The 13,223-nt window shown below is 67.5% G+C and carries 9 protein-coding genes; 2 read left to right on the top strand and 7 right to left on the bottom strand.

Features of this window, described 5'->3' with window-relative positions:
* Positions 1-98 precede the first annotated feature (98 nt).
* On the top strand, positions 99-3,869 hold the full coding sequence (locus ACJQWM_RS11235; protein WP_332706444.1) for an indolepyruvate ferredoxin oxidoreductase family protein: 3,771 nt from the start codon (positions 99-101) through the stop codon (positions 3,867-3,869).
* 213 nt (positions 3,870-4,082) lie between these two features.
* On the opposite strand, the gene ACJQWM_RS11230 is transcribed toward ACJQWM_RS11235, so the two are convergent.
* On the bottom strand, positions 4,083-4,913 hold the full coding sequence (locus ACJQWM_RS11230) for a hypothetical protein (RefSeq protein ID WP_332706458.1): 831 nt from the start codon (positions 4,911-4,913) through the stop codon (positions 4,083-4,085).
* A gap of 337 nt (positions 4,914-5,250) precedes the next feature.
* Between ACJQWM_RS11230 and ACJQWM_RS11225 the strand changes: the two genes are divergently transcribed.
* The gene (locus tag ACJQWM_RS11225) at positions 5,251-5,859 is read left to right on the top strand and encodes a hypothetical protein (protein ID WP_411306829.1); all 609 of its coding nucleotides are present in this window, start codon (positions 5,251-5,253) and stop codon (positions 5,857-5,859) included.
* Positions 5,860-6,044: 185 nt separating this feature from the next.
* Here ACJQWM_RS11225 and ACJQWM_RS11220 read toward each other — a convergent pair whose 3' ends face one another.
* From ACJQWM_RS11220 to ACJQWM_RS11195, 6 genes are all read right to left on the bottom strand, one after another.
* On the bottom strand, positions 6,045-7,958 hold the full coding sequence (locus ACJQWM_RS11220) for a M61 family metallopeptidase (protein ID WP_332707058.1): 1,914 nt from the start codon (positions 7,956-7,958) through the stop codon (positions 6,045-6,047).
* A 198-nt stretch (positions 7,959-8,156) separates the two neighbouring features.
* Positions 8,157-8,801 (bottom strand): DUF938 domain-containing protein, encoded by a 645-nt coding sequence (locus ACJQWM_RS11215; RefSeq protein WP_332707055.1) that lies wholly within the window; start codon positions 8,799-8,801, stop codon positions 8,157-8,159.
* Between the two features lie 116 nt (positions 8,802-8,917).
* A complete protein-coding gene (locus tag ACJQWM_RS11210) occupies positions 8,918-10,558 on the bottom strand; it encodes an NAD(P)/FAD-dependent oxidoreductase (RefSeq protein WP_332707052.1) in 1,641 nt (546 codons plus the stop codon).
* A gap of 40 nt (positions 10,559-10,598) precedes the next feature.
* Positions 10,599-11,507, bottom strand: coding sequence for a Fic family protein (locus ACJQWM_RS11205; protein ID WP_411306828.1), 909 nt, complete (start codon positions 11,505-11,507; stop codon positions 10,599-10,601).
* Positions 11,479-11,712 carry a Fic/DOC family N-terminal domain-containing protein gene (locus tag ACJQWM_RS11200; protein ID WP_411306827.1) on the bottom strand — a complete coding sequence of 78 codons (234 nt, stop codon included), beginning with the start codon at positions 11,710-11,712 and terminating at the stop codon, positions 11,479-11,481. The genes ACJQWM_RS11205 and ACJQWM_RS11200 overlap by 29 nt, the downstream gene beginning before the upstream one ends.
* A 280-nt stretch (positions 11,713-11,992) precedes the next feature.
* Positions 11,993-13,051 (bottom strand): STAS-like domain-containing protein, encoded by a 1,059-nt coding sequence (locus ACJQWM_RS11195; RefSeq protein ID WP_332707043.1) that lies wholly within the window; start codon positions 13,049-13,051, stop codon positions 11,993-11,995.
* Between the last annotated feature and the right edge of the window lie 172 nt (positions 13,052-13,223).

Here is a 13,223-nt window from a genome sequence, read left to right as displayed (position 1 = left end):
TTAACGGCCGCGCGGGCCTCGTCTGAAGATCCTTCCGACGCGCGCACGCCCCTGACGACCTGCCACCTCCGCGGCCGTGCCGCGCCGGAGCCATGCCCATGTCCCGCACCGCCGAACTGAACTCGCCCTCCCCGGCGGGGCTTTCCTGCACCGCCACGCCGGCAGGCGCGGCGGCTGCCTGCCCGCTGCTGGACGAGGGCTACACGCTCGAGCACAAATACAGCCGGCAGGACGGGCGCATCTATCTGTCCGGGGTGCAGGCGCTGGTCCGTCTGCCGCTGATGCAGCGCTTGCGCGACCAGGCCGCCGGGCTCGACACCGCCGGCTTTATCTCCGGGTATCGCGGCAGCCCGCTGGGCGGGTTCGACCTGGAGCTGTGGCGCGCTAAGAAGCATCTGGAAGGCGCCGGGGTCAGGTTCACCCCGGGCCTGAACGAGGATCTCGGCGCGACCATGGTCTGGGGCACCCAGCAGACCAACCTGTTCGAGGGCGCCAAGGTCGAAGGCGTGTTCGGCATGTGGTACGGCAAGGGCCCGGGGGTGGACCGCAGCGGCGACGTGTTCAAGCACGCCAATGCCGCCGGCACCAGCAGGCTCGGCGGCGTGCTGGCGCTGGCCGCCGACGACCACGCCTGCCGCAGTTCGACCCTGCCGCACGGCTCGGAAGGCGAGTTCAGCAGCGCGATGATGCCGATCCTCAACCCGGCCGGGGTGCAGGACATCCTCGACATGGGTCTGCTGGGCTGGGCGATGAGTCGCTACACCGGCCGCTGGGTCGGCTTCAAGACGATCGCCGAGACGGTCGAGTCCTCCGCCTCGGTCGACGTCAACCCGCTGGCGCGCACCATCGTGCTGCCAGAGGACTTCGAGATGCCGCCCGGCGGGCTCAACATCCGCTGGCCCGACCCGCCGCTGGACCAGGAGATGCGCCTGCACCAGTACGCGGTGAAAGCCGCGCAGGCGTTCGCACGGGCCAACGGCATCGACCGCATCGTGCTCGATTCGCCGCAGGCGCGGCTGGGCATCATCACCACCGGCAAGTCGTACCTCGACGTGCTGCAGGCGCTGGAGTACCTCGGGCTGGACGCGCGCACGTGTTCCGAGCTCGGGATCCGGGTGTACAAGGTCGGCATGACCTGGCCGTTGGAGCCGGTCGGGCTGCGGGATTTCGCACGTGGCCTGCAGGACATCCTGGTGGTCGAGGAGAAACACGCCTTCATCGAGAGCCAGATGAAGGAGTCGATGTACAACTTCGACGGCGGCGCCCGTCCGAGCATCGTCGGCAAGTACGACGAATCGGGCGAGTGGATCCTGCCCAGCACCGGCGAGCTGACCCCGGCCCGGATCGCGCGGGTGATCGCGCGCCGCATCCAGCGGCTCAAGCTGGTCGACGGCGGCCACAGCGAGCACATGGAAACCGTGCTGCGCTGGATGGCCGACAAGGAAGGCGAGCTGGCATTGCCGCGAGCCAGTTTTCCGCGAGTGCCGCACTACTGCGCGGGCTGTCCGCACAACACCTCCACCGCGGTGCCGGAAGGCTCGCGCGCGCTCGGCGGCATCGGTTGCCACTACATGGTCACCTGGATGGACCGCAGCACCGAGACCTACACCCACATGGGCGGCGAAGGCGTCACCTGGGCCGGGCAGGCGGCGTTCACCGCCACCGAGCACGTATTCCAGAACCTCGGCGACGGCACCTACTTCCACTCCGGCTCGCTGGCGATCCGCCAGTCGATCGCCGCCGGGGTCAACATCACCTACAAGATCCTCTACAACGACGCGGTCGCGATGACCGGCGGCCAGCCGGTCGACGGCACGCTGTCGGTGCCGCAGATCGCGCAACAGGTGCGCAGCGAAGGCGTGCAGACCATCGTGCTGCTGTCGGACGACATCGACAAGTGGAGTGACCGCAGCATCTTCCCGGACGGGGTCGAGTTCCTCGACCGCAAGCACCTGGACGACGCGCAAAAGCGCCTGCGCCAGGTCAAGGGCACGTCGGTGCTGATCTTCGACCAGACCTGCGCGACCGAGAAGCGCCGCCGCCGCAAGCGCGGCAAGCTCAAAGATCCGGCCAAGCGCGTCATGGTCAACAGCCTGGTCTGCGAAGGCTGTGGCGACTGCGGCCAGAAGTCCTTCTGCGTCGCGGTGCTGCCCAAGGAGACCGAGTTCGGCCGCAAGCGCGAGATCGACCAGTCCAACTGCAACAAGGACTACTCCTGTGTGAGCGGCTTCTGCCCCAGCTTCGTCACCGTCGAGGGCGGCGGGCTGCGCAAGAAGAAGGCCGCGTCGGCCAAAGACCGCCTGAGCGACCTGCCGATGCCGACCCTGCCCGCGCTCGAGCGGCCATGGAACATCCTGATCACCGGCGTCGGCGGCACCGGCGTGGTCACCATCGGTGCGCTGCTCGGCATGGCCGGGCACCTGGAAGGCAAGGGCGCCAGCGTGCTGGACCAGACCGGCCTGGCGCAGAAGGGCGGCGCGGTCACCACCCACATCCGCATCGCGCCTTCACCGGCCGACATCTTCGCGGTGCGCATCGCCGCGGGCGAGGCGGACCTGGTGCTCGGCTGCGACATGGTGGTGGTCAACGACTACTGGGCGCTGTCGAAGATCCGCGGCGGGCGCTCGCGCGTGGTGCTCAACAGCTACGAGGCGATGCCCGGCACGTTCACCACGCGCCCGGACATGCAGTTTCCGGCGGCCGACATCATCGACGCGGTCAAGGTTGCGCTCGGCGGCGAGGCGGCTCAGGCATCGGATTTGATGGTGGTCGACGCGACCCAGCTGGCGACCGCGCTGCTCGGCGACGCGATCATGTCGAACCTGTTCATACTCGGCTACGCCTGGCAGCAGGGCTTGGTGCCCTTGTCGCTGGAGGCGATCATGCGCGCGGTCGAACTCAACGGTGCCGCGGTCGAGATGAACAAGACCGCGTTCGCCTGGGGCCGTCTGGCGGTCATCGACCCCGATGCCGTGGCCGACGCCGCCGGCCTGGTGCGCAACGTGCCGACACCGGCCGAAGCCACCCCGCACGCGCTGCCGATGCTCTCGCCCGGCGAGTGGGAGGGCCACGAGTCGGGCAGCGCCTCGGCGCCGCGCGCCAGCCGCACCGGCGACGAGCTGCGCCACGTGCCCGAGCATGCCGTCGATGGCAGGGCCGGGCACGGCGGCGGCACCGTCGCGTTCCTGCCGCTGGACGACGCGCGCCTGTCGCGCTCGCTCGACGAACTCATCGAGCGCCGGGTGGCATTCCTCACCGATTACCAGAACGCCGCCTACGCCGCGCGTTACGCCGGCCTGGTGTCGAAAGTGCGCGATGCCGAAGCCCGGCGCGCGCCCGGCAACACCGACCTGACCGAAGCGGTCGCGCGCTACGCATTCAAGCTGATGGCCTACAAGGACGAGTACGAGGTCGCGCGGCTGTACACCAGTGGCGAGTTCCGGCGACAGCTGGAGCAGCAGTTCGAGGGCGACTACAAGCTCAGGTTCCACCTCGCCCCGCCGCTGCTGGCCAAAAAGGATGCGCAGGGGCGGCTGGTCAAGCGTGAGTTCGGACCGTGGCTGTTCACCGCGTTCAGGCTGGTGGCGAAGCTGAAGTTCCTGCGCGGCGGGCCGCTGGACGTGTTCGGCTACACCGACGAACGCCGGAGCGAGCGGCGGCTGATCGAGGCGTACTTCGGCACGATCGACGGGCTGCTCGGCACGCTGGACCGCGGCAACGTGGACCTCGCCGTGCAGATCGCCAGCGTGCCCGAACACATCCGCGGCTTCGGGCACGTCAAGCACGCGCACCTGGAGCGTGCCCAGGCGCGCGAGGCCGAATTGCTGGCGCAATGGAGCAATCCGCTGCGGCTGGTGCAGGTGGCCTGATTGCGGCAGCCGAGCAAGCTCGGCTCTACCCCGGCATCGCGTCGCTGGTCGACACCGCGCCTTCCGTAGGAGCGCCCCATGCTTGACGAAGGCATGGGGCGCGACGGCGCTCGGCTTGCCGCGCCTTGTACCGATTTCGGGTCGCGCCCCATGCTCTCGTCAAGCATGGCCCTCATCAAGCGTGGGCGTTCCTGCAAAGGCGCTGTTGCGATCTCAGCGCACCCGGAACAACCCCGCGCCCGGGTTGTCGCGGTCGTCGGTCTCGCGGGTCTGGATGTAGGGCGACCCATAGGCCTCCTGGATGCTCGGGAGCGCCTGCTCCCAGTCCATCCGCGCCTCGGCGCCGCCACGCTCCCAGTCCTGCCTGAGCTCGTCCTGCAGCGACTGGTCCCATGGGCGGTCGCCATAGCGCGTGCGTGCATGCACGCCGAAGCGGTACGCCGGGCGGTGCTCGTCGAAGTTGCGGTCGCCGTCCTCGCCGGCCGCCTCGAATTGCGACTGGAAGTGTTTGTCGCTGGCCTCGTAGGTGTCGTAGGTGCGATCGGCGCGCTCGTAGGAGTCGCGCGCCGCGGACTTGGCCTCATCCCAGCTCAGGCGTGACTCGCCACGGGCGCGCTCCCAATCTGCGCGCAGATCGTTCTCCGACCGCTCGAAAGCGCTGGGGCCGTGCTGCTCGCGCGCCTGCAGGCCGAAACCGTAGGCGGCGGCGAAGTCGCGGTCGAAGTCGTCGCCGGATTTTGCATGCGGACGGTTCTGGTGCTCGTTGCGCCAGTACTCCGTTTCACCGGTCGGGTCGATGCGCTCGGCCACGCCCTTGCCCGCCGCCGCACCGGCCACGACGCCGAGCCCGGCGCCGACGAGGGTGCCGATCGGACCGAACGCGGTACCTGCCAGCGCGCCGCCGGCCGCTGCGCCGGTGACGCCGCCGACCCCCACGCCGACCGGGTGCGAACCGGCCGCGCCGCTGATCGGGTCGCGGTTCATGTCGCGGTCCTGGTGCTGGCCGGATGGCTTCTGCTCCGATTGGTTCTGCTGGGAATGCATCTGCCGTGAAGGGTTCTGGTCGGTCTGGCTTTTTGGAGTGTGGCCGTGGCGGCCCATGTCCTGGTTGTTCATCTCGAAGTGCTCCGTTGCGAAGGCCGGTTGCGCTCCGGCGGGATCGGGCAAGCCTCGCGCATCGGCGGTTAACGACCCGTCGCCAGGACGTGATTTCCGGATGACGGGAATCCCGCCGGCGATGTCCTGCAATCCCGCTCGGCGGCGCGGCGGTCGGGGGTGCGCGCGTTATCGGTCGCGCGTGCATTCAGGTGCAGCGTCATGACGCGGTCTTGCCGCCGCAGCAGCGACGATCGCGCCATACGCCGCTGCAGGAACCACAGACATGAACCCCGAAAGCCAAACCCCATGGCCGGGCTGGTCGAGCCAGAAGACGCTGCTGCTGCCGCTGTCGCCAGACCGGTGGGCGCCGCCAACCGACGCGGTGGAGATCGATGGCCTCCACTTCGCGCCCAAGCGCGAACTGCACGTGACCCTGGTGGGCCGGCGCATCGGCCAGGCGTTGCACGCCGGTCTGGGCGAACGCCGCGTCCGCAGCAAGGCCGTGCGCGAGGCGTTCTGTGCGCTGGACTGGCGCTTCACCCGCACCCACGGACTGCACCGCCTGCAGAAGCGCGAGCAGATGGGACATGGCGCGGGACGCTGCATCGGCTCGATCGTCGAACTGATCGAGATGCCGGCGCTGGCGGTGTTCTACCGGACCATCGGCGAGCTGCTCGGCCGCGAGGTGCCGGTGCCGCCGGCGCACGTGACCCTGTACACCGCCGGCCGCGCCAAGGGCATCGGCGTGCCCGACGCCGCCACCCTGCGACGGCTCAGCCAGCGAGAGCTGAGCACCGTCGAAGTGGCGACCGCCTCGGTGCCGGCCGACGCCCCGAGCGGCCGCAGCCGCTCGCGCCGCGACCTGCACGGCGGCGCCGACGCACGCGCATGAGCCGCGCGCGGTAGGAGCGGCTTCAGCCGCGAACCGCAGTCGATCGCCGATGCCGAAACCCGGTCGCCATCAACTCCACCGCCGCAGGGTTTGCCTTCTGCGCGGCCTTCCGCCAGAAGCTCGCGGCTGAAGCCGCTCCTACAGAAGCCGCTCCTGCTCCTACAAAAGCTCCGCGCGGGCGGACCTCAGCGCGGCGCCAGGATCCGGCTCAAGCGATCCGGCGTGCCGTCGATGCGCTCCAGGTGCGGATAGCGCAAGCCGCCGCGGTAATCGATCGACACGGTGCGCACGACCTCGCCGTGCTGGACCACCAGCTCGACCGCGCTGCCATCGGCCTGCGCGGCTTCGATCGCATCGTCCAGCAGCCCGGTCTCGAACGCGTAGCCGTTGACCGCCAGCAGCGTGCTGCCCGAGGCGATGCCGGCGTCGAACGCCGGGCCGTCCCAGCGCACCGCGGTGACGCGGCCCTCGCCGGTGGACACCGTCAGCCCGAGCGAGGCGGTGTAGTCGGCGGTCTTGCGCGCCGTCAGCGCGGCCTTGTGGTACGCGCTCGGGGTGTCGGTGTAGACCAGCCGCCAGCCGCTCGCGGCCAGGCCGTCCAGCGGTGCGCCATGCGCGTCGAGCCGGCTGCGCAGGAAGCCGCGCCAGTCGTGTTCGGCGATGCCATCGAGCACCGCGACCACGTCCTCGAACGTGTACGGCACCACCTCCCAGCTCGCGTCATTGATGCCGAAGAACGCGCTGGCGAAATCGTCCAGCGAGCGTCTTCCGCCGCTGAGCTCGCGCAGCCTGGCATCCACCGCCAGCCAGATCAGCGCGCCGGCGTTGTAGTACTCCTCGCTCAGCTGGTAGCTGCGGTACGGCTGCGGCCGGCGCATCGCGATGATCGGGTCATGGGTGGTGTCCTGCACGCTGCGCCATGCCAGGCCGGGGCGGTCGCTGTCGTAAGTCGCGGCCACCACCGCCAGTGCATCGAGCGCGGTCTGCTTGTCCCACAGCCCCGAGCGCGCCGTCAGCACCTTGCCCCAGTACTGGGTCTGGCCCTCGTAGACCCACAGCAGGCTGTCGCGCATTGGCACGTGGAAGCTCGGCGTGGACAGCCCGGCCGGGCGGCGGAACTTGCCGTTCCACGAGTGCACGAATTCGTGCGGCAGCAGTTCGCGACGGGCGATGTTGGCGTCCCAATCGGTGAAGAACCCCGGCGCCACGCCATTCTCGCTGGAGCGGTGATGCTCCAGGCCGTTGCCGCTCATCTGGTCCGACAGCGACAGCAGGAAGTCATAGTGGTCGAAATGTTTCGAGTCGAACAGCTTGTAGGCCTGCTCGACCATCGCCCGGTGGCTGGCGATCTGCGCCTGGCTGTACTCCAGGTACTTCGGCGCGTCGGCGACGATGTCGAGCCTCACCGGCACCGCCGCGCCCGGGTCGAGATCGACCTGGCTGAAGTAGCGCCCGGCGTAGACCGGCGAGTCCTGCAGCGTCTCGAAGCTGACCGTGCCGTAGCGCAGCGTGTCGCCCTCGCGTGCCTGCAGTTCCAGCGCGGTGCCGGCCTGCCAGCCGGCCGGCAGCACCAGGCTCGGCGTGACCTGGATCCGGCTGACGTAATGCCCGGCCGGATACAGCGCCACCGTGCCCCACTCCAGGTTGAGCATGTCACGCGTCATCACCACCCGGCCCTGGTTGCCGGCGGTCGAGGTCAGCATGTCGAACTCGACATCCAGCGAGCCCACCCCCGCCGGCACGTCGATGGTGAACGCGTAGACATCGCCCGGGTCACGGGTCCAGGCGATGCGCTCTCCGTTGCCGCTGACCCTGAGCCCGGCAAGCTTGTGGATCGGACCGTCCGGGCGATGCTTGCCGGGGATCCACTTGGGAAACAGCAAGGTCAGCGGGCCGGCCTGCACCGGGATCTGCTGGCGTACATGGAACACCCGCCGCGCCAGATCGGTCGCATCGACCGTCAGCGACAGCGTGCCCGGATAGGCGACGTCGGCCGGCGCGGCGGCTGCTGCCGGCGCCTGCGCCAGCACGGCCGAGCACGGCCACAGTCCGGCAAGCAGCACCGGCAGCACCACGGATGACAAGCGCAACAACGACATCGGCAACTCCACGCGAACAGGAATGACCCCATCCTACCGGTACCCTTTGCACGAAGATCCGCCCCGACCCGTGTAGGAGCGGCTTCAGCCGCGACCCAGAACCGTCCGCCGACGTCGCGGCCGGTCATGCGGCGCGACCTGCACGAAAAGCTCGCGGCTGAAGCCGCTCCTACAAACGCCCAGGTACAGGGGTGATGGTCAGCGCCGCCAGACCAGGCAGCGGTTGTTGGCCGGCATCTCCGCGTCCTCGACCAGGCGCAGCCCGATGCCTTGCGCCAGCCGGTCCACCGCCTCGAAGTCACGGATGCCCGAAGCCGGATCGCGGGCCTGCAACCAGTCATCGAATTCACGGTTGCTGGGGCTGCTGTACGCACCGCCGTAGTTGAACGGTCCATACACCACGAGCGTCGCGCTCTCGCCCAGCACAGTGTCCACGCCGGCAAAGAACGCCTCGACCTCGGGCCAGCCCATGATATGCAGCGTGTTGGCGCTGAAGACCGCGTCGAATGTCGGGCTTGCTTCTCCCGCGGTGCCGCCGGAGGGTTGTGCCGGCTTGAGAGCGGGCAGAAGCCAGGGCGTCACCGCCACATCGAGCTCCACCGGCGCCGGCGTATTGGCCAGTGCCGCCTCGTCCAGCCACGCCTGTATCCCTGGCAGATGCTCCGCGCGATCCGAGCACTGCCACGTCAGCCACGGCATCGCCGCGGCGAACCACACCGCGTGCTGGCCGGTGCCGCTGCCGATCTCCAGCACGCGGCGGCACTCGGCGAACTGCTGGAGCAGCACCGGCAGGATCGGTTCGCGGTTGCGCTCGCACGCGGGCGAGAACGGTTTGTCAGTCATGAAGCCTCCGCAGTGCCTTTGTAGGAGCGGCCCATGGCCGCGAGCTCTTCGGTCCGTTCGCGGCGGCGTGGTGTGTGGCCGTTGCGTCGCGGCGATAGGCCGCTCCTACAAGGCACCTACCGCCCCGCCACGATGCTCAACGCCACCGCCTCGGCCGCCTTGATGCCATCGACGCCGGCCGACAGGATTCCGCCGGCGTAGCCCGCGCCCTCGCCGGCCGGAAACAACCCGCGCGTATTGAGACTCTCGCCGTCGCCGCCGCGGGTGATGCGCACCGGCGAGGAGGTGCGCGTCTCCACCCCGGTCAGTACCGCATCGTCCATCGCGAAGCCCTTGAGTTGCCGGTCGAATGCCGGCAGCGCCTCGTGAATCGCGCTGATCGCGTAATCCGGCAGTGAGTGGGCGAGACTGCCCAGCCGCACGCCGGGCGTGTACGAGGGCAGCACCGCGCCGAATCCTTGCGACGGTCGGTCACGCAGGAAATCCCCCACCAGTTGCCCCGGCGCCTCGTACTCGCCGCCGCCGAGCTCGAACGCCAGCGATTCCCAGTGCCGCTGCAGCGCGATGCCCGCCAAGGGACCTTCACCGTAGGCGGCGTAATCGGCCGGCGTGATCCCGCACACGATCGCCGCATTGGCGTTGCGCTCGTTGCGCGAATACTGGCTCATGCCGTTGGTGACCACGCGCCCCGGCTCGCTGGCTGCCGCGACCACGGTGCCGCCCGGACACATGCAGAAGCTGTACACCGAGCGCCCGTTGCGGCAGTGGTGCACCAGCTTGTAGTCGGCCGCGCCGAGCAGCGGATGCCCGGCTTGCGGCCCGAATCGCGCCTGGTCGATCAGCGACTGCGGATGCTCGATGCGAAAACCAATCGAAAAAGGTTTCGCCTCCACGAACACCCCGCGCTCATGCAGCATCGCAAAGGTATCGCGCGCGCTGTGGCCGAGCGCCATCACCACCTGGTCGGCGCGCAGCTGCGTGCCATCGGCCAGCGTCACCCCGCGCACGTGGCGGCTGCCATCAGCGGTGGTTTCGACCAGCACGTCGTCGACGCGGCTGGAAAAACGGATTTCGCCGCCGAGCGACTCGATCGTCGCGCGCATGTGCTCGACCATCGACACCAGCCGGAAGGTGCCGATGTGCGGCTTGCTGACGAACGCGATCTCCTCCGGCGCGCCGGCCTTGATGAACTCGGCCAGCACCTTGCGCCCGTGGTGCAGGCGGTCGGAGATCTGGCTGTACAGCTTGCCGTCCGAAAACGTTCCCGCACCGCCCTCGCCGAACTGCACGTTCGACTCCGGGTTCAGCACCTTCTTGCGCCACAGCCCGAAGGTGTCCACCGTGCGCTCGCGCACCGCCTTGCCGCGCTCCAGGATGATCGGGTTGAAGCCCATCTGCGCCAGCACCAGCCCGGCGAAGAGCCCGCACGGACCCATGCCGATCACCAGCGGCCGCAGCGGCAGGTTGTCGGGCGCGCGTGCGACGAACTTGTAGGTCGTGTCGGGCGTGGGCACGACCCTGCCGCCTGCTCTCGCATCCAGTGACGGCCGCCGCAGGATCTCCGCCTCGCGCGGCGTCTCCACATCGACCGAGTAGATCAGCACGATCGCCCCGCGTCGGCGCGCGTCGTAGCTGCGCTTGGCGATGGTGTAGCCGCTCAGCTCACCGGCGCGGATGCCGAGCCGCGCCAGGATCGCCTCGCTGAGCGCCGATTCGGCGTGATCCAGCGGCAGCTTGATGTCGGTGAGTCGGAGCATGGACAGGATCTAGGTCTGTGTCTTTGAAAAGGAAGCTGGCTTATGGCGCGGCAATATCCGCATCTTCCGCGCGTGTCATCAGCGTATAGAGCGGCTGGTTGATGTAGTAGTTGCTGCGGCCAATCTTGCGCTTGTGCAGGAAGTCGCCTGCCACCAACGCATCCAGATACTTGGTGGCGGTGATACGTGATACGCCCAGGTTGCGCTGGATGAATTCGATCTTGGTGTAAGGGCGGCTGAAAAGGTTGTTGATCAGGTCCTGACTGTAGAACTTGTGATTGGCACGAATGCGCTGCTTGTAGTCCTGCAGCAGGATCTTGATGCCCTGGATGGTGGCGACCGTTTCTCGCGCGGTGCGATCGACCGCCGTCAGCATGTACAGCACCCAGTCCTCCCAGGCGTCGTGCTCTCGCACGGGTTGCAGAAGACGGTAGTAGTCGGGCTTGGTGCGGACGATGTGGCGGCTCAGATACAGCACCGGAATATCCAGCAGGCCTTCTTTCACCAGATACAGCACATTGATGATGCGTCCGGTGCGGCCGTTGCCGTCGTAGAACGGATGGATACTTTCGAATTGGTGGTGGATCAGCGCCATGCGGATCAGCGGGTCGGCATCGAAGGCGGGCTGGTCGTGGATGAATTGCTCCAGATCCCCCATCAGTTCGCGTACTGCATACGACTCCTGCGGCGGGGTGTAGACGATCCGGCCGGCACCGTCTTTGAGCGCAGTGCCGGGCAGCTTGCGCAGTCCGGCGTGGTTGCACTCGAGCTGGGCCTGGATGTCCAGGATGGTGTTGAGGGTGAGCAGCCCACTGTCGCGTACGCGATCGAAGCCGGCTCGCAACGCCTGCCGATACCGCAGCACTTCCTTTGTAGCCAGGCTGGCGGTGTCGCCGGCATCACTGTCGCGGTACAGCTCGTCATGGACTGTCGCGGTACAGCTCGTCATGGGTCGTGACGATATTTTCGATAGCCGAGCTGTCCTTGGCCTCCTGCAGCGACAGGGAATTTATCAAGATGTTCTGGCTGGGAATGCTGGCTGCCACGCCTTTCAGTTCCGCCAGGCTCCGGCTGGCGGACGCTAGTCGCTTCAAGATTGCGGCGGTTTCGAAACGGCGAGAATCGAGCTCGTGCAATGGCTGGATCGTTGTCACGACTGGCCCTACATGTATAGAAATTCTATTTTCATATGCACTTGCGAGGCACCTGTCCAGTTTTGCTCCGTTTTCTATGTTTTTTGAGCTAGTAGTGGCGCGGGCAAGAGTTCGGTCGATGGGCACACGACAACAGTGAGGGCGTCGCCGAGGGCGAGGCGGTTCCCGATCCGGTGCTGGTGGCGGAAACGGGGAACGGCAAGCTCGTCCGGCCGGTCGAGTTAGAGGCGCTGGCGGGCAGGCCAGAATGGGGCGAAACCGCTCGTGGAGGCCGCTCTGCTCACGTGCCAAACAGCGGCATTTGGTTAACGTCCTCGTCCCGCGCTACTTCGGCTCGCCGGACCATCTGCTGGACTCCGGGCGTTGCGTGGATCGACTGCAGCTCTATATCCGGGTGCTCGTTGGCGAAAACCCGAAACACCTCGTCGGCGAAGGCCTGACCGATACGCTCGACCTCAGCGAAATCCAACACCACGACGCGGAACCCATCGACCCGTCGCATCAGCCGCTTGGCCTGCGATCGTGAAACCAGGTTTTCATCGCCGACCTTAGCCAGCCTGACCGGCACCACGGTCCTGGCGAAGGTGTAGTCGTCAGGCCCACTGGAGTACTGGGCATAGATCTCCGCCATGTTGCGCGCGGAGTCGACGGCGATCTGCATGAACACATCGGTGCCACCGGCAGTGTCATCAAGGTGGAACAGCCAGTCTTCCGGTTCGTTGTCGTCGTGGTCGAACAGCAACTCACCCGACATGATCTGATAACGGTCGAACATCCGCGAAGTGAAGAACACGCCCTCGCCAGAGTGCCGGCGCGGGTCGGTGGTCAGCTTGCCCTTCGATAACTCCAGCAACGCCAGACGCTGATCGGCAAGGTCGAGCGCGCGCGCGATCTTGCCGAAGATGCCGACGCCGTCATCGCTGATGCCCAGGAAGACCTGCCTGGGATCGCGTAGCACCTGCACTGCCACCTCGGTCCCCTCGGAATGATCTATTGCGTTGTTGACCATCTCAGTCAGGCCAAAATGGCAGATGTCGATGATCTCGCGCGGCACGCCCTGCAGCACCGGCGCGACGTCCTGGGTCCAGACGCGATCCTCGGCCAGACCTTCCAGCGGATAGACGAAATGGGCACGACGGCTGAGGCCGAGCTGGTAGGTGGGACGCGTAGTACCGGATTTGGCCAGGAGCCCATGCTTCAGCAGGTGACGTACCCGGCTGGCAACGGCTTGGCGACTCACTCCGATGGCCGAGGCGACCACCCGGGTCAGATCGTTGGGATGGGCGGTCACCTCAGCGAGCAGCGCTGCATCGATTTCCGCGGAGCGATCACGGGCCATGGGGGGATTGTAAAGTGATTACTGCCCCATTGGAAAGCTACTATCCGAAAGTGTAAAGCCCAGTCGCGAACTTATATGAGATAGCCGCGAGATCAGCACGCGAGCCTGCGGGGGCACTTCGTCTCACGCGCTGCGACGGCGTCGTGGCCCACTGCCGGCATTTGGCGGGGAT

The sequence above is a fragment of the Novilysobacter longmucuonensis genome (genome assembly GCF_046600735.1).
GTDB lineage: Bacteria > Pseudomonadota > Gammaproteobacteria > Xanthomonadales > Xanthomonadaceae > Novilysobacter_A > Novilysobacter_A longmucuonensis.
Note: the sequence above shows the minus strand (reverse complement) of the source record. Positions and strands in the feature narration are given on the sequence as shown.